This window comes from Pseudomonas sp. A2 (assembly GCF_023100865.1).
Classification (GTDB): domain Bacteria; phylum Pseudomonadota; class Gammaproteobacteria; order Pseudomonadales; family Pseudomonadaceae; genus Aquipseudomonas; species Aquipseudomonas asiatica.
In genome coordinates this window covers 4,225,950-4,242,402 of sequence record NZ_CP039127.1, presented here as the reverse complement: position 1 = coordinate 4,242,402, position 16,453 = coordinate 4,225,950, and the positions used below count along the sequence as shown (strand labels likewise).

Below are 16,453 nucleotides of genomic sequence, written 5' to 3'. Positions count from 1 at the left end.
AGAACGGCGCGGTCGGGGTGGGAGCCGGCTTGCCGGCGATGAGGCCGGTACAGGTATCTATACTTGCTGGCCCATCTTCCGCTCAAGGAGCCAGCCATGGCCCTGGAAAAACACGGCACCTGCCTGTGCGGCGCCACCCGGCTCAAGGTCACCGTCGACAATACCCATATAAGCGCCTGCCACTGCAGCATGTGCCGCAAATGGACCGGCGGCCCATTGCTGGTGGTGCATTGCAGCCAGCCACCGGTGATCGAAGGGCGCGCACCCAGCGTCTATGAGTCTTCCGATTGGGCCCAGCGCGGCTTCTGCGGCCAGTGCGGCACGCACCTGTACTACCGGCTCAAGGCCAATGACTTCCACGCCGTGCCGGTCGGCCTGCTCGACGGCGACCAGGAATGGCATTTCGACTTGCAGATCTTCGTAGAACAGAAACCCGCCTGGTATTGCTTCGCCAACCAGACCAAGGAACTGACTGGCCAGGAAGCCTTCGAGCAGCTCGGCTGATTCAGGCGGCGTGCTGTGATCGATGCGCCAGCACGAAACGCCACGCGAACTTGCCAAACCGGTGCATTCCTGAGAAAAGGGCGGCTTTGTTTCCAGCGTTGGAGTATGCCCCGTGAGCCAAGAACTGCAGATCATCGACCTTGTGGAGGGGGATGGCAAAGCCGCCGTCAAAGGCGCCCTGATCACCACCCAGTACACCGGCTGGCTGGCCGACGGCAGCGAGTTCGATTCGTCCTGGTCGCGCGGCAAGCCGTTCCAGTGCGTGATCGGCACGGGTCGGGTAATCAAGGGGTGGGATCAAGGCCTGATGGGTATGCGCGTTGGCGGCAAGCGCAAGTTGCTGGTACCGGCGCACCTGGGCTATGGCGAACGCAGCGTGGGGGCGATTCCGCCGAATTCGGATTTGACCTTCGAGATCGAATTGCTGGAAGTGCTGACACGGGATGATTGAGGAAAAGGACTACACGCGCTGTCGGCCAGTGTCTGATTGAGGAGCCTCCCGGGTACGGCTAACCTTGCAGACTCATTGCGTGAAGAGGGTAGCCTATCCATGAAATCGCATTTTTCCTCACGGGTGGTACGCGAAGCGAACGCGCTGTTGGTGGCATCTGGCGCGCGAATGGAGATCTCGTTACCACGCGAACTCGCGAGTGTGGTTACCAACTCCCGAAAAACCCGTTCGGAACTGAAGGCAGCATTCGCGGCTGCGTATTCTCGCCTGCGCAAAGGGTAAGAGCCATATGGCCGATGGCTGTTACAACCACATATACTCGGTTCTTGTGGAGAATGAGCAAGATACACTCGGTATCATTGCCTATTCGTTGTACAAGAGGCAGAAAATCGAGTTTATCCAGGCTTTCAAGATAAAGCATGACCGGGAGCCGAAGGATGAAGACTTGGCCCCTTTCCATGATGTCAGCAACAGCCCCTCGCAGATCGAGAGCTACCGCAATCAGGCCAGCCAGCTTGCTCAAGGCTTTCTTGATGCCTCGATCGCGGCGCAAGCAGTGGAGCTTGAACAGTACTATTCCGATAAAGCAAGCAGCGAAGTCAGGCAGGCCAAGCCAGGATTTTGGTCGGGTGTGGCACAAAGTCTCGTGGGCTCGATTCTCTTCGTGTTCTTGCTGGGCTTTCTGGTGTTCTTCACCTGGAGCCTGAATCAAGGCCCCAAGCAGGTTATCGAGCAGGTATTTGATGTAACCATTCTCGACACTGTCTCTATGGAACAAGCAGCTGGGCCACCGTAACGGTAATCAGCGAGAGCAACGAGTAACGAACGGACACATTTCAGCAACACCCATCCTCTAATCTAAGCCTTGCCTAGGGAACGGCATCCACCTCCAGGGAGGAACCAAACGGGTTCAGGGCACTCTCACCCTCACTCGTTGCCAAGGACGGCATTCACTACAAGGATGCCCCGCGGTGCTGTTGGCGGGGTGATGTGGCGGGTCTACCCGATTCTTTCTGCCACATGGGCCTGTTTTGATGAAGTTGCCAACATTCTTCCGCCGTCGTCGTCACTGGTTGCTGAGCCTGACGCTTACAGCCATAGCCGTACCGCTGGCGCTGGAAGCAGTCGAAAGCCGGGCGCAACCGGTGGATGGCACCCAGACCCTTGTGTTCCTGCGCCACGCCGAGAAGCCGGGCGAGGGGCTGGGCCAGTTGAACTGCCAGGGCCTCAACCGTGCGCTGGACCTGGCTACCCTGCTCCCCGAGCGCTTTGGCAAGGCCGACTACGTGTTCGCTGCCAACCCCTCGCGGCATGTCGAGGAAGGCAGCAAGGACCAAAGCTACAGCTACATTCGCCCGCTGATGACCATCAGCCCCAGCGCCATTCGCCTGGGCCTGCCGGTAAACATCGACTATGGCGCCAACGACACCGACGCGCTGGCCGAAGAGCTGCTGCGCGACAAGTACCGTAACGCGACCGTGTACACCGCCTGGTCGCATGGCTACCTCCCTGACCTGATCAATGCCGTGGCTGGCAAGGCCCTCGGTGAGGAGCGGGTGATCACCGAGCACTGGAGCGGCGACGACTTCGACACCCTCTACGTCCTGACCCTGACCTGGCACGACGGCAAGGCCAGCCTGCTCAGCCGCAACGTGCGTCAAGGCTTGAATGATGGTGCGCATAGCTGCCCGACCTGATCCGCTGGTACTGTTCTGCCGGGAAGCCTGTACAGAGTAACGATGAAGTTGTGTACACAGCGGTTGACCAGAATGATGCTTCGACAGGACCGGCCTCTTCGCGGGTAAACCCGCTCCCACAAGTACTGCGCAGGCCTTGAGAGCAATGCGGTCCCTGTGGGAGCGGGTTTACCCGCGAAGAGGCCAGGACAGGCGAAAGACTCCTAACGCCCGAACCGCATTGGCCAACCCACCACTTTCTTCACCCGTGGCGTGGCAAAGGTACGGACCTTGGAGGTACTCAAGCCCATGCGCACCAGCGATTCGGCCATGGTTACCGCCGCGCTCACGCCATCGACCACCGGCACGCCGGTGCGCTGGCGGATCTGCTCGTCCAGCCCGGCCATGCCGCCGCAACCCAGGCAGATCACCTCGGCCTTGTCGTCACGCACGGCGCGTTCTGCCTGCTCGACAATCGCCTCTACCGCGCGCTGCGGGTCGGCTTCCAGCTCCAGCACTGCCAGCCCGCTGGCGCGTACAGATGCGCAGCGGTCATACAGGCCGGAGAGCTTCAGGCGGTCTTCGATCAGCGGCACGGTGCGGTCCAGGGTGGTCACCACCGAGTAGGCATGGCCCAGGTACATCGCCGTGCTGGCGGCTGCATCGGTGATGTCCACCACCGGTACGTTCAGCAGTTCCTGCAAGCCTTCGCGGCCATGTTCGCCGTAACCCGCCTGTATCACGGCATCATAAGGGCCTTCGTAGGCCAGCACCCGGTCCATCACAGCGATGGCGGCCAGGTAGCTTTCGAAGTTGCCCTCCACCGACTCGGCACCGAACCATGGGGTGAGGCCGATGATTTCCGTGCCGGGCGCTGCCACCGCACGGGCCTGTTCGGCAATGGCTTCGGTGATGGCTTCGGTGGTGTTGACGTTGGCGATCAGAATGCGCATGGGTAGTCCTCCCTGGTCAATGGCTGCTGTGGTCCACGGCGATGCATTCGCCGCTGACGTCCTGGTATTGGTGTTTGCGTGGGGCGATCAGCAGGTAAAGTGCGGCGGCGATGCCGGCACCGATCAGCCAGGAGAATGGCGCCACGCCATGGAAGTTGGGCACCAGGGCCAGGACGATGGCCAGCAGGGCGGCCGGCACGAAGGCGGCCACGGCGCGCAGGTTGATGCCCTTGGTGTAGTGGTAGGCGCCAGCCGGGTCTTCGCTGTACAGCTGCGGCACGTTGATGCAGCCTTTGCGCAGCAACCAGTAGTCGGACATGATCACCCCGTACAGCGGGCCGAGCAGGGCACCCAGGCCGGACAGGAAATACACGATCACCAGTGGGCTGTTGTACAGGTTCCACGGCAGGATCAGCACCGCCAGGGTGGCGCTGATCAGCCCGGCGCGGCGGAAGTTCAGGTGACGCGGTGCCAGGTTGCTGAGGACGAAGGCCGGGGCGACGAAGTTGGCCATGATGTTCACCGCCACCGTCACGATCAGGAAGGCCAGGCAGCCCAGTACCAGGAACGCTGTACTTGGGATGGCCGCGACGATCTGGGTCGGGCTGTCGATGATCTGGCCGTTGATCTGGAACTGCGCGCCGCACAGCACCACGGTGATCACGGCGAACACCAGGATGTTCACCGGCAGGCCCCAGAAGTTGCCGACGCGGATGGTCTTGCGGCATGGCGAGGAGCGGGCGAAGTCACAGAAGTTCAGCACCAGGGTGCCGTAGATCGCCAGCCACAGCGCGCCGCCGGCAAATATGTTGCGCCACATCTCATAGCCGGTCAGCGGTTCGGCAACCGACCAGGCGATGCGGGCGTCGGCCTTGAAGTACATGAACACCGCCAGGGCGGCGACGGTCAGCAGGATCACCGGGCCGGCAAAGGCCTCGTAGCGGCGCACCATCTCCATGCCATAGGCCAGGATCACCAGCTGTACCAGCCAGATCGACACGAAGCACACCCAGCCCAGGCTCGACAGGCCGAGGATGCTGTCATGGTCATAGGCTGCCATCTGCGGCCATACAGCGGTGAGCAGCACGCGCAGCACCACCGAAGCCAGGTAGGTCTGGATGCCGAACCAGGCGATGGCGATGACCGCACGAATCAACGCCGGAATCTGCGCACCATGGATGCCGAAGGCGATGCGGCTGATGACCGGGAATGGTACGCCGGTCTTCTGCCCCATGTAGCCGGACAGGTTCATGAAGAAGTACACCAGCGCCGCGCCGATGGCCAGCGACAGCAGGATCTGCCAGCCACCCAGGCCGAGGGCGAACAAGCCCATGGCGAACGAGTAGTTGGCGATGTTGTGCACATCATTGGTCCACAGCGCAAAGATGCTGTAGCCGCCCCAGCGGCGACCTTCGATGCGCGTCGGCGCGAGGTCGCGGTTATGCAGGCGCGGGCTCAGGGCGAGTTCCGGCTGGCTGCCGGCGAGAGTGGACGCGGGGTGGGTGCTGGCGACGGATAGTTCAGGGGCAAGGTCGAAGCTGGTACTCATTCCGGCGGGCTCCTGATGCACGTGGACTGCGATGAGCGGGCATGCGCACGGGCTCGCCATCTCGTCGGTGCAGCGTTGGCATCTCAGGGTTTGGGGCGCGGCGGCCGATGTTGAGTCGGCGTCGCGGGTTCTTGTGTATTTATGTTTTGCTTGGTTTGTATACAAAACACGAACACACAAAAGCGAGTTCCATGCCAAGGAAAAAGCAAACTTCAGTTGGCCATCATTTTGAACTTACCTTGTTGAGTTGTAAGTTCATGAAATGAAGAGAGTATAAGTTGACCAAATGAACAGATTTAAATTTCCCGAAGGTAATTTTGTTGATCGTTTGGTCAGAATAATTTGTGGGAAGTGTGTAACCTATTGGGGCGCAATCTTGAAAAGTGCACACAAAAACGGCACTTAAGGTGACATTCTTGTGTACAAAAATTGGTCAACTTTTTCCTGTGCTGGCCTCTTCGCGGGTAAACCCGCACACAAGTACCCCGTAGCATTCAGGTCGGTCGAAATCCTGTGGGAGCGGGTTTACCCGCGAAGAGGCCCGCACAGGCAGATTCAATCCATCGGCGGCAACCGCCGCTTGACCGGTGTCTTCTTGATGATCGCCGTATTGGTTTCGGCCACCGTATAGAGGCGGTCGAGCAGGGTGTCCAGTTGCTCCATCGAGCGAACATGCAGGCGGGCAATGAAGCAGTCTTCGCCAATTACCTTGTCGCACTCGGTGAATTCGGGAATGGCGATGATCTGCCGTTCCACCTCCTGCAGCTTCCCGGGTAGCGGGCGGATGCGCACGATGGCCTGCAGTTGGTAGCCAAAGGCGCGTGGGTCGACCTCTACGGTGTAACCGCGCAACACGCCGCGTTCCTCCAGGCGACGCAGGCGTTCGCTGACGCTGGGTGAAGACAGCCCGCTGATCTGCGCCAGGGCCTTGAGCGAGCGGCGCGAGTCTTCCATCAGCGCGTTGATCAGCAGTTGGTCGATGGCATCGGTCATGGTCACCTCAATCAGGTTATTCGCGTTATTTGCCTTGATAGTAAAGGCAAACTGGCCAATCTTCCTTCGTTATGCGCTGGAAGGCTCGCCGACAACCTTTGCATACTGTTGCCATCGTCAACAGGAGGTTTGAGATGGACAGTTCATTGCGTCGTGGCTCGCTGGAAATGGTTGCCGCCATGCTGATTTCCGGGACCATCGGTTGGTTCGTGCTGGTGTCAGGCCAGCCGGTGCTCGAGGTGGTGTTCTGGCGCTGCGTGTTCGGTGCCGTGACCTTGCTGGCGATTTGCGCTGGGTTCGGCTTCCTGCGGCCGGGCGTGATCAGCCGCACGGCGTTCCTGCTGGCGATTGCCAGCGGTGTGGCCATTGTCGGCAACTGGGTGTTGCTGTTCGCCTCCTACTCGCGGGCGTCGATTGCCATCGGCACGGCGGTGTACAACGTACAGCCGTTCATGTTGGTGGGGCTGGCGGCGGTGTTCCTGGGCGAGAAGATCACCCTGGCCAAGGTTACCTGGCTGAGCGTGGCGTTCCTCGGCATGCTGGCCATTGTCAGTGCCCATGGCGCGGGGCAGGGTGGCGGTGAGGACTATTTGTTGGGCATTGCGCTGGCGCTGGGGGCGGCCTTCCTGTATGCCATCGCGGCGTTGATCATCAAGCGCCTGAGTGGCACGCCACCGCACCTGATCGCGCTGATCCAGGTGGCTACGGGTGTGCTGTTGCTGGCGCCGTGGGTCAAGCTTGGCGGGTTGCCGGGTGAAGTGCCGGCGCTGGCCAGCCTGGTGACCTTGGGCATGGTGCACACCGGGTTGATGTATGTGTTGCTGTACAGCGCCATCCAGCGCTTGCCCACGGCGCTGACCGGGGCACTGTCGTTCATCTACCCGATTGCGGCGATTCTGGTGGACTGGGTGGCGTTCGGGCACCGGCTGGCACCGTTGCAGTGGCTGGGGGTGGCGTTGATCCTGCTGGCGGCGGCGGGGATGCAGCAGGGGTGGTGGTTCCGGCCAGCGCGGGTTGTGGCCGAGTAAAGAGATGGTCTTGCGGGCCCTTTCGCGGGTAAACCCGCTCCCACAGGATCATCACAGGCCCGAACCGTGTGCAGCACCTGTGGGAGCGGGTTTACCCGCGAAAGGGCCCGCAAGGTAGAATGCCGCTTTTGCCAGCTTGCGACCCATGATGACTTCGCCGATCCAGACCCTGGAGCAACACCTGCTCGCCGCCCTCGACCCTGCCCCGCAGGAAACCCGCCGCCTGTTCCACGGCCGCGGCCGCTGCTGGGCGGGCCTGGAGCAGGTCACAGTCGACTGGCTGCAAGGCGTGCTGTCGGTCGCTCTGTTCCGCGAGCCGGCGGAAGGCCAGCTGGCCGAACTGGAGGCCATGCTGCGCACAATCGCCGAGCGCCCGCAGTGGACTGGTCAAGCCATCCTTCTCCAGCATCGCTACCTGCCCGACAGCCCCGGCCAGTGGCTGCTGGGCGAACCGTGCCAGCAGCGCGAGGTGGTCGAGGATGGGCTGACCTACCTGCTGGACCTGGGCGTGCGGCAGAACAATGGCCTGTTCCTCGACATGCGCTATGGTCGGCGCTGGGTTCGCGAGCAGGCGGCGGGCAAGCGCGTGCTGAACCTGTTTGCCTACACCTGCGGTTTCTCGGTGGCGGCGATTGCCGGTGGCGCCCAGCAGGTGGTTAACCTGGACATGGCCAAGTCGGCGTTGTCCCGGGGCCGCGACAACCACCGCCTCAATGGCCACGATGCGTCGCGGGTGGCCTACCTGGGGCACGAGCTGTTCAAGTCGTGGGGCAAGGTGCGCAAGTACGGGCCTTACGACCTGATCATCATCGACCCACCGACCTTCCAGCGCGGCAGTTTTGTGCTGACCCAGGATTACGCGAAGATTCTGCGGCGCTTGCCGGAGTTGTTGAGCGAGGGCGGGACGGTGCTGGCATGCGTGAACGACCCGGGCATCGGGCCAGAGTTTCTGATCGAGGGGATGGCGGAGCAGGCGCCGTCGCTGGCATTTGTCGAGCGGCTGGAGAACCCGCCGGAGTTTCCTGACGTGGACCCGGCGGGGGGCTTGAAGGCCCTGGTATTCCGCCAGGTCTGATGTTGCCTGTACCGGCCCTATCGCCGGCAAGCCAGCTCCCACAGGTACTGCACAGGTCTTGAGTACTGTGGAGTCCCTGTGGGAGCTGGCTTGCCGGCGATAGGGCCGGACCTGCATGCATCAATTACTGATTGTTGGTGTAGATCTGGTCAAACACCCCACCATCATTGAAGTGGGTCTTCTGCACGGTGCGCCAGTCACCAAAGGTCTTCTCCACCGACAGGAAGTCCACTTTCGGGAAGCGGTCGGTGTACTTGGCCAGTACCGTCGCATCACGCGGGCGCAGGTAGTTCTGTGCGGCGATTTCCTGTGCGGCTGGCGACCACAGGTACTTCAGGTATTCCTCGGCCGCTGCCTGGGTGCCTTTCTTCGCCACCACCTTGTCGACCACGCTGACCGGCGGCTCGGCTTCGGCCGACACGCTCGGGTAGACCACTTCGAACTGGTCGCGGCCGAACTCGCGGGCGATCATCTCGGCTTCGTTCTCGAAGGTCACCAGCACGTCGCCGATCTGGTTGGTCATGAAGGTGGTGGTGGCGGCGCGGCCACCGGTGTCCAATACCGGCGCCTGCTTGAACAGCTTGCCGACAAAGTCCTTGGCCTTGTTTTCATCACCGCCTTGCTTGAGCACATAGCCCCAGGCCGACAGGTAGGTGTAGCGGCCGTTACCCGAGGTCTTGGGGTTGGGTACGATCACCTGTACGCCATCCTTGAGCAGGTCGGGCCAGTCTTTCAGCGCCTTGGGGTTACCCTTGCGCACGATGAACACAGTGGCCGAGGTGAACGGCGCGCTGTTGTTCGGCAGGCGGGTTACCCAGTTGTCCGGCACCAGCTTGCCGTTGTCGGCCAGGGCATTGATGTCGGTGGCCATGTTCATGGTGATGACATCGGCCGGCAGGCCATCGATCACCGCTCGCGCCTGCTTGCTCGAGCCGCCGAAGGACATCTGCACGTTGACCTTCTCGTTGTGCTCGGCTTCCCAGTGCTTCTGGAAGGCCGGGTTGTAGTCCTTGTAGAAGTCGCGCATCACGTCGTAGGAAACGTTGAGCAGGGTGGGGGCAGCCTGGGCGAAATTGCCCAGGGCAAGGCCTGCGGCGAGCAGCGAGGCGGTGAAGAGTTTTTTCACGTTGCTTCCTTGTTATCGAGAAGGTGTTGGCAGTTTGCCTGCGACTATAGCGGGTGGGTTTGTGGGGGTTAAAGAACAAAAAACACTTTGGTTATGCTTCTGCCTGTGCCGGCCCTTTCGCGGGTAAACCCGCTCCTACAGAGACAGCGCAGGGTTCGGGCCTGTGGTGATCCTGTGCGGGCGGGCTTGCCGGCGACAGGGCCGGAACAGGCGGAATCATTGTTTGGGAAACAGCACATTCCCGCACCGCGAACAGAACGCCGCGCCATGCTCATGGCTTTTCTTGCTGCAAGTCGGGCAATCATGCTGCAGCTGCTCCCCGCGCATGGCATTGGCCAGCTCGGCGGTAAAGATCCCGGTCGGCACGGCAATGATCGAATAACCGGTAATCATCACCAGCGACGACAGCACCTGCCCCAGCGGGGTCTTCGGCACGATGTCGCCAAAGCCTACCGTGGTCAGGGTAACGATGGCCCAGTAGATACCCTTGGGAATGCTGGTAAAGCCATGCTCAGGCCCTTCGATCACATACATCAAGGTGCCGAACACCGTCACCAGGGTCGATACCGTCACCAGGAACACGATGATCTTCTGCTTGCTGCCGCGCAGCGCCTCCATCAGGTAATGGGCCTGCTTGAGGTACGGGCTGAGCTTGAGCACACGGAAGATCCGCAGCATCCGTATCACGCGGATGATCAGCAGGTACTGGGCGTCGCTGTAGTACAGCGCGATGATCCCCGGCACGATCGCCAGCAGATCGACCAGGCCATAAAAGCTGAATGCGTAGCGCAAAGGCTTGGGCGAGCAGTACAGGCGGGTGAGGTACTCGGCCAGGAAGATCGCGGTAAAGCCCCACTCGACACCCGCCAGCAGGCCGGCGTAACCCTGGTGCACTTCGTCGATGCTGTCGAGGATGACGGTAACCAGGCTGGCCAGGATGATCAGCAGGAGGATCTTGTCGAAGCGCCGGCCGGCTACGGTGTCGGTCTGGAAGACCATTATGTAGAGGCGTTCACGCAGGGATTGTGGGGTGGACATGGGCTCGGGTTCCGCGGGTAAAAAATGCCAAGCCTAGAGGGTCTTGGTAAGTAACGGGAGTGGGGGCACATGGCAGACCTGATAGAACTGATAGTTTTCCTCAGTTACGCCAGTGGGCATCATTGGGCGCAAAATCGATCGAGTATGGAGCGAACACTATGTCCGATGTCCCGCTTTCGCTGCTGAGTCCGGGCAAGACAACTCTGCTGCAGGTTGATGAGGTTGGTAGTATCGTCGCCGAGCGAGGCTCGCGCCAAGGGGAATGGTCTTTTCTGCCCTATGGACAGCTTTCCTCGCAGCAGGCTGTCGGCGCACTGCGGTTCGTGGGGCAGTGGTTCGACCCAGTAGTACAGGGTTACTTCCTGGGCAACGGGCTCAGGTTGTATATCCCGGCCATCATGCGGTTCCTGAGCCCTGACAGCCTGAGCCCATTCGCTGCGGGCGGAATCAATGGCTATGTGTACTGTTCTGGCGATCCCGTTAATTTTCACGACCCTTCTGGCCGTGCCAGGACTGGCCTTACCAAACTGTTGATTAAGTTCGACCTGCCGAAGCCGCAGCTACGGGGCTATCTTAAACCGCTGGGTCGACTCGAGAGTCTCAAGCAGCGACGTTCCGTGTATCGGCTGAAGGACGGCAATTTTGAACACTTCGAGTTCATGGGGGCAGGTAAGAAGATCCTCGGAGCACGACGCACCGAGCGTTCGGCGTTCGAGTCCTACATGAGCTCCGAGTCTTTTTATCGGTCTGGCGAGTTGTATATTCCGCAGTCGACTGTTCCCCAGGAAGCAGTCGACGGGCTCACTAGGGCTGGTTTTACATTAACCCGGTTCGACGTTGACACCTACGTCGACGCCCTGTTCCCAGGAGCAGCGAGCGCCCAACCCGGGGGAATGGCCAATCCCGGCCTGCATCGGCGCAGCAACTTTTACGCCACAGATCCGGTCGCTGAAGTGGCGCGGACCAGAGGTTCGCAGGAGAGCTAAGTAATCTTCAGCTACGTTGCGTCAGGTCTTGATGCGATTGATGTCGTTTCAACCGAGCCAGGGCGACGCCAAGGATCCAGCAGGCGACGACGAAAGGGGCTGTCAGCAGAGGCAGATCCAGGCTCGCGGTAGTCCTTTGCACAGCGATTGCCATCACGATCGCCAACACTGTTACCCACGGCCGCTCTTCTTGCCTGCTGAACGCCAGTGCTGCCAGTGCAGCGTTGAAGCCATACAGGCCCAGCCAGGCGGCTTGCGCCTGGTCGGCGAACAGTGCCACGCCGCCGCCGATGGCCGAGCCGATCACCGCCCACATTGCGGCATAAGGGTTTGCGATGAATATGCCGATGACGATCAGCAGACCGGCCAGGGGCTGGTCGAGCAGGAAGATCTGGCCCACGCCGCGCGCCAACGCGTACAGCGGGTCGGCTTCGACGAAGCCGCTGGGCGAGGGGCTGGCGATCAGCAATACGGCCCAGCCCAGCAGCACGAAGGGTGCGGTGTAGGCGATCAGCAGCTTGCCGCCACGCTTGCGCCACTGGTGGGTGATGATGCTGGACAGGCCGCCAGCGGCGATGATCAGTGGCGGCAGGATGACCGACCAGGGCAGCACGGCGCTGATCAGGATGCCGATCAGTACGCCGTTGTAGCTGTACAGGCCTGCCTGGCGGTCGGCACGGTCGTAGCCACGAGCCTGGGCGGTGAGCAGGCCGGCCAGGGCGCCGAGCAGGGCGCCACCGACCAGGCCGGGGGCGGTCAGCAGGATGGCCAGCAGGCAGCACAGGCCGCACAGGGGGTTGCGCAGCAGCAGCACCTGGCTGAAGCCGTTGAGTAACGCCGTGGCCCAGTCAGGGCACGGGTTGACGAAATTTTTGGTGTACATCGGGGCAGTCAGTGAGGTTGATGGGGCGCGGTGGGCCTCTTTGGGCCTCGGGTTTTCCGCAGTTGTGGTGTTTCTGTGTACGAGGAGGGCTTTGCCCTCCATTCGCAGCACAAGGCTGCTCCTACAAAGGGACCGCGCAGCGGGAGGTTTTCGCGGTCCCTTTGTAGGAGCAGCCTTGTGCTGCGAATGGGGCGCAAGGCGCCCCCGAAATCTCAGATCAAGGTCTCGATCCGCAGCGTGTTAGTCGACCCTGGTTTGCCGAAAGGCACACCGGCGGTGATCAGTAGCGTGTCGCCACGGCTGGCCATGCCTTGTGCCTGGGCAATCTCCAGTGCGGTGGATACAACCTCGTCCACCTGGCGCAGGCGGTCGTTGACTACCGAGTGCACGCCCCACGCCACGCTCAGGCGACGCGCGGTGGCCAGGTTCGGGGTGAGGTTGAGGATCGGTGCCCGTGGCCGCTCGCGTGCCGCGCGCAGGGTCGAGGCGCCCGACTCGCTGTAGTTGACCAGCACCGCCACCGGCAGAATGCCGCTGATACGGCGGATGGCGCAGCTGATGGCGTCCGATACGGTGGCCTCGGCCTTCGGCCGGCCAACGTCGAGCTGGGCCTGGTAGTCCGGGCCGTTCTCCACCTGGCGGATGATCTTGCTCATCATCTGCACGGCTTCCAGCGGGTACTCACCCGAGGCAGTCTCGGCCGACAGCATCACCGCATCGGCACCTTCGGCCACGGCGTTGGCCACGTCGGTGACTTCGGCGCGGGTCGGCGCTGGCGAGAAGCGCATGGATTCGAGCATCTGGGTGGCCACCACCACCGGTTTGCCCAGTTGGCGGCAGGTGCCGATGATGCGTTTCTGGATTTGCGGCACGCTTTCGGCCGGCACTTCCACGCCCAGGTCGCCACGGGCCACCATGATCGCATCCGCAAGCTCCGCGATGGCTTGCAGCTGTTCGACTGCCGATGGCTTTTCGATCTTCGCCATCAGGTAGGCACGGTCACCGATCAGCTGGCGTGCTTCGGTGATGTCTTCGGGGCGCTGTACGAACGACAGGGCCACCCAGTCCACGCCCAGCTCCAGGCCGAAGGCCAGGTCGCGGCGGTCTTTCTCGGTGAGCGGGGAGAGGTCGAGCACCGCTTGCGGCACGTTGACACCCTTGCGATCGGACAGCTCTCCACCGGCCAGCACTTCGGTGTCGATGGCGTCGCTGTGCTTGGCGGTGACGCGCAGGCGCAGCTTGCCGTCGTCCAGCAGCAGGTCCATGCCCGGCTCGAGGGCGGCGATGATCTCGGGGTGCGGCAGGTTGACCCGGCGGCTGTCGCCCGGGGTGTTGTCCAGGTCCAGGCGCAGGGCCTGGCCGCGTTGCAGCTGCACCTTGCCGTCGGCAAAGCGGCCGACGCGCAGCTTCGGCCCCTGCAGGTCCATGAGGATACCCAGTGGGTAGTTCAGTTGCTGCTCGACTTCGCGGATCCACTGGTAGCGCAGGGCGTGGTCGGCGTGCTCGCCGTGGCTGAAGTTGAGGCGGAAGATATTCACCCCGGCTTCTACCAGTTGGCGGATGTCGTCGATGCCTTTGATCGCAGGGCCGAGGGTGGCGAGGATCTTTACTTTTTTATCAGGCGTCATGATTGGGCAGTCTCGAGGATCAGGATGGCGCGGAAGTCGTTGACGTTGGTGCGGGTCGGCTCGGTGACGATCAGCGCATCCAGGGCGGCGAAATAGCCGTAGCCGTTGTTGTTGTCCAGCTCGTCGCTGGCCGACAGGCCCAGGGCTTCGGCACGGGCGTAGCTGGCCGGGGTCATGAAGGCGCCGGCGTTTTCTTCCGAGCCATCGATACCGTCGGTGTCACCGGCCAGGGCGTACACGCCCGGCAGGCCTTTCAGGCTTTCGGTGAGGCTGAGCAGGAATTCGGCGTTGCGCCCGCCACGGCCATTGCCGCGCACGGTCACGGTGGTTTCGCCGCCGGACAGGATCACGCAGGGTGCCTTCAGTGGCTGGCCGTGCTGGACGATCTGCCGGGCGATACCGGCGTGCACCTTGGCCACTTCGCGTGATTCGCCTTCCAGGTCGCCGAGGATCAGCGGGCTGAACCCGGCCTGGCGGGCTTTGACCGCGGCGGCTTCGAGCGACTGCTGGGGCTTGGCGATCAGCTGGAAGTGGCTGCGGGCCAGGGCCGGGTCGTCGGCCTTGACGGTTTCCGAGGCTGGGTTGTTGAGCCAGTCGATAACCGCCTTGGGTGCTTCGATGTTATAGCGCTTGAGGATGGCCAGGGCGTCGGCCGAGGTGCTCGGGTCGGCCACGGTAGGACCGGAGGCGATCACCGTGGCGAGGTCGCCCGGGACATCGGAAATGGCATAGGTATACACCGTGGCCGGCCAGCAGGCCTTGGCCAGGCGGCCGCCCTTGATCGCCGAGAGGTGCTTGCGCACGCAGTTCATCTCGCCGATGGTGGCGCCGGATTTCAGCAGCGCCTTGTTGATCTGCTGCTTGTCGGCCAGGGTCAGGCCTTCGGCGGGCAGGGCCAGCAGCGCTGAGCCACCGCCGGACAGCAGGAAGATGACGCGGTCGTCTTCACTGAGGTTGCTGACCAGTTCCAACACGCGTTTTGCCACGGCCAGGCCGGCGGCATCGGGGACCGGGTGGGCGGCTTCGACCACCTCGATCTTCTGGCAGTTGGCACCGTGACCGTACCGTGTGACAACAAGCCCGGAGACTTCGCCCTGCCAGCACTTCTCGACCACTTCGGCCATGGCGGCTGCGGCCTTGCCTGCACCGATGACTATGACCCGGCCGCTGCGGTCGGCGGGCAGGTAGGGTTCGAGGACTTGACGGGGGTGGGCGGCAGCGATGGCTGTGTCGAACAGCTCGCGGAGAAGGTTTTGCGGATCGACCGACATGGCAGGCTCCCAATTATTGTTGTTCTGCAGAATCAAAACGCCCCTGGAACTGCCTCCGTGCAGGCCGAACCAGGGGCGGGTGTTGCTCGGTGCCACCGTTGAACCTGTGGTCGCAGGTTCAACGGTGTTGGCTTCTTCGCGGGTAAACCCGCTCCCACAGGGACTTCACAGAGGCTGAAGACGGCGTAAATCCTGTGGGAGCGGGTTCACCCGCGAAGAGGCCGGTGAAGGCTAAAAATTACTTACTTGTCGTCGCGGATCGAGAAGTTGGCCATGTGCTCCAGGCCTTTGATCAGCGCCGAGTGGTCCCAGTTGCCGCCGCCCAGGGCCTGGCAGGTGTTGAACACTTGCTGTGCATTGGAGGTGTTGGGCAGGTTGATGCCCAGTTCCTTGGCGCCTTGCAGGGCCAGGTTCAGGTCCTTCTGGTGCAGGTTGATGCGGAAACCTGGGTCGAAGGTGCCCTTGATCATGCGCTCGGCGTGCACTTCGAGGATCTTCGACGAGGCGAAGCCGCCCATCAGGGCTTCACGTACCTTGGCCGGGTCGGCACCATTCTTGGCGGCGAACAGCAGGGCTTCGGCAACGGCCTGGATGTTCAGGGCAACGATGATCTGGTTGGCCACCTTGGCGGTCTGGCCGTCGCCATTGCCACCGACGCGGGTGATGTTCTTGCCCATGGCTTCGAACAGCGGCAGGGTGCGCTCGAAGGCTTTCGGGCAGCCACCGACCATGATGCTCAGGGTCGCGGCCTTGGCACCGACTTCGCCGCCGGACACCGGGGCGTCCAGGTAGGCAGCGCCGGTAGCCTTGATCTTCTCGGCGAAGGCTTTGGTGGCGGTAGGGGAGATCGAGCTCATGTCGATCACGACCTTGTTCGGGCCCACGCCTTCGGCCACGCCGTTGTCACCGAACAGGACGCTCTCGACCTGCGGGGTGTCGGGGACCATGACGATGATGAACTCGGCTTCCTGGGCAACTTCCTTCGGGTTGGCCAGGGCCACGGCACCGGCGGCGATCAGGTCGGCCGGGGCAGCGTCGTGGTGGGTGGAAATGAAGATGCTGTGACCTGCTTTCTGCAGGTTCTGAGCCATGGGCTTGCCCATGATGCCGGTGCCGATGAAACCGATTTTAGCCATGAGAGATTACCTCGTTGTATTTGTTGAATCTCGATGGAGCAAGCTGCACAGGCCCCCTTGTTGGACACAAAACTCTGTGGGAGCGGGTTTACCCACGAAAGCGGCAGTGAAGCCAACATCGCATTCGCGGGTGAACCCGCTCCCACAGGGTCAGGC

Annotated in this window: 16 protein-coding genes; 7 read left to right on the top strand and 9 right to left on the bottom strand. The window is 62.2% G+C overall.

Annotation, left to right across the window (positions count from 1 at the left end; translation table 11 throughout):
- Positions 1 to 96: 96 nt before the first annotated feature.
- The 4 genes from E5221_RS19610 to E5221_RS19595 all read left to right on the top strand — a co-directional run bounded on the left by E5221_RS19610 (position 97) and on the right by E5221_RS19595 (position 2,652).
- A complete protein-coding gene (locus E5221_RS19610) occupies positions 97 to 504 on the top strand; it encodes a GFA family protein (protein WP_039614455.1) in 408 nt (135 codons plus the stop codon).
- Between the two features lie 112 nt (positions 505 to 616).
- Positions 617 to 955, top strand: coding sequence for an FKBP-type peptidyl-prolyl cis-trans isomerase (locus tag E5221_RS19605; RefSeq protein WP_003254365.1), 339 nt, complete (start codon positions 617 to 619; stop codon positions 953 to 955).
- Between the two features lie 289 nt (positions 956 to 1,244).
- Positions 1,245 to 1,751 carry a hypothetical protein gene (locus E5221_RS19600; protein ID WP_247846282.1) on the top strand — a complete coding sequence of 169 codons (507 nt, stop codon included), beginning with the start codon at positions 1,245 to 1,247 and terminating at the stop codon, positions 1,749 to 1,751.
- Positions 1,752 to 1,989: 238 nt separating this feature from the next.
- On the top strand, positions 1,990 to 2,652 hold the full coding sequence (locus tag E5221_RS19595; protein WP_247846281.1) for a histidine phosphatase family protein: 663 nt from the start codon (positions 1,990 to 1,992) through the stop codon (positions 2,650 to 2,652).
- Positions 2,653 to 2,855: 203 nt separating this feature from the next.
- Here E5221_RS19595 and E5221_RS19590 read toward each other — a convergent pair whose 3' ends face one another.
- From E5221_RS19590 to E5221_RS19580, 3 genes are all read right to left on the bottom strand, one after another.
- Positions 2,856 to 3,584, bottom strand: coding sequence for an aspartate/glutamate racemase family protein (locus tag E5221_RS19590; RefSeq protein ID WP_123085408.1), 729 nt, complete (start codon positions 3,582 to 3,584; stop codon positions 2,856 to 2,858).
- A gap of 16 nt (positions 3,585 to 3,600) precedes the next feature.
- Positions 3,601 to 5,133, bottom strand: coding sequence for an NCS1 family nucleobase:cation symporter-1 (locus E5221_RS19585; RefSeq protein WP_039614451.1), 1,533 nt, complete (start codon positions 5,131 to 5,133; stop codon positions 3,601 to 3,603).
- 555 nt (positions 5,134 to 5,688) lie between these two features.
- Positions 5,689 to 6,126 (bottom strand): Lrp/AsnC family transcriptional regulator, encoded by a 438-nt coding sequence (locus tag E5221_RS19580; protein WP_003260363.1) that lies wholly within the window; start codon positions 6,124 to 6,126, stop codon positions 5,689 to 5,691.
- Between the two features lie 134 nt (positions 6,127 to 6,260).
- Between E5221_RS19580 and E5221_RS19575 the strand changes: the two genes are divergently transcribed.
- Both E5221_RS19575 and E5221_RS19570 read left to right on the top strand, forming a co-directional pair.
- On the top strand, positions 6,261 to 7,154 hold the full coding sequence (locus E5221_RS19575; protein ID WP_039614450.1) for a DMT family transporter: 894 nt from the start codon (positions 6,261 to 6,263) through the stop codon (positions 7,152 to 7,154).
- A 148-nt stretch (positions 7,155 to 7,302) separates the two neighbouring features.
- Positions 7,303 to 8,229, top strand: coding sequence for a class I SAM-dependent methyltransferase (locus E5221_RS19570; RefSeq protein WP_247847754.1), 927 nt, complete (start codon positions 7,303 to 7,305; stop codon positions 8,227 to 8,229).
- A gap of 124 nt (positions 8,230 to 8,353) precedes the next feature.
- Here E5221_RS19570 and E5221_RS19565 read toward each other — a convergent pair whose 3' ends face one another.
- The gene (locus E5221_RS19565) at positions 8,354 to 9,355 is read right to left on the bottom strand and encodes a sulfate ABC transporter substrate-binding protein (RefSeq protein WP_015271174.1); all 1,002 of its coding nucleotides are present in this window, start codon (positions 9,353 to 9,355) and stop codon (positions 8,354 to 8,356) included.
- Positions 9,356 to 9,571: 216 nt separating this feature from the next.
- A complete protein-coding gene (locus E5221_RS19560; RefSeq protein WP_054573077.1) occupies positions 9,572 to 10,393 on the bottom strand; it encodes an ion transporter in 822 nt (273 codons plus the stop codon).
- Between the two features lie 158 nt (positions 10,394 to 10,551).
- On the opposite strand from E5221_RS19560, the gene E5221_RS19555 reads away from it, so the two are divergent.
- Positions 10,552 to 11,379 carry an RHS repeat-associated core domain-containing protein gene (locus tag E5221_RS19555; RefSeq protein ID WP_061304316.1) on the top strand — a complete coding sequence of 276 codons (828 nt, stop codon included), beginning with the start codon at positions 10,552 to 10,554 and terminating at the stop codon, positions 11,377 to 11,379.
- A 7-nt stretch (positions 11,380 to 11,386) separates the two neighbouring features.
- On the opposite strand, the gene E5221_RS19550 is transcribed toward E5221_RS19555, so the two are convergent.
- The 4 genes from E5221_RS19550 to E5221_RS19535 all read right to left on the bottom strand — a co-directional run bounded on the left by E5221_RS19550 (position 11,387) and on the right by E5221_RS19535 (position 16,297).
- Positions 11,387 to 12,262, bottom strand: a complete 876-nt coding sequence (locus E5221_RS19550) for an urea transporter (protein ID WP_054573079.1) — start codon at positions 12,260 to 12,262, stop codon at positions 11,387 to 11,389.
- A gap of 212 nt (positions 12,263 to 12,474) precedes the next feature.
- The gene (gene pyk, locus E5221_RS19545; protein WP_013973542.1) at positions 12,475 to 13,890 is read right to left on the bottom strand and encodes a pyruvate kinase; all 1,416 of its coding nucleotides are present in this window, start codon (positions 13,888 to 13,890) and stop codon (positions 12,475 to 12,477) included.
- A complete protein-coding gene (locus E5221_RS19540; RefSeq protein WP_039614445.1) occupies positions 13,887 to 15,161 on the bottom strand; it encodes a glycerate kinase in 1,275 nt (424 codons plus the stop codon). The genes pyk and E5221_RS19540 overlap by 4 nt, the downstream gene beginning before the upstream one ends.
- Before the next feature lie 242 nt (positions 15,162 to 15,403).
- A complete protein-coding gene (locus E5221_RS19535) occupies positions 15,404 to 16,297 on the bottom strand; it encodes a 2-hydroxy-3-oxopropionate reductase (RefSeq protein ID WP_003259509.1) in 894 nt (297 codons plus the stop codon).
- Positions 16,298 to 16,453: the final 156 nt, after the last annotated feature.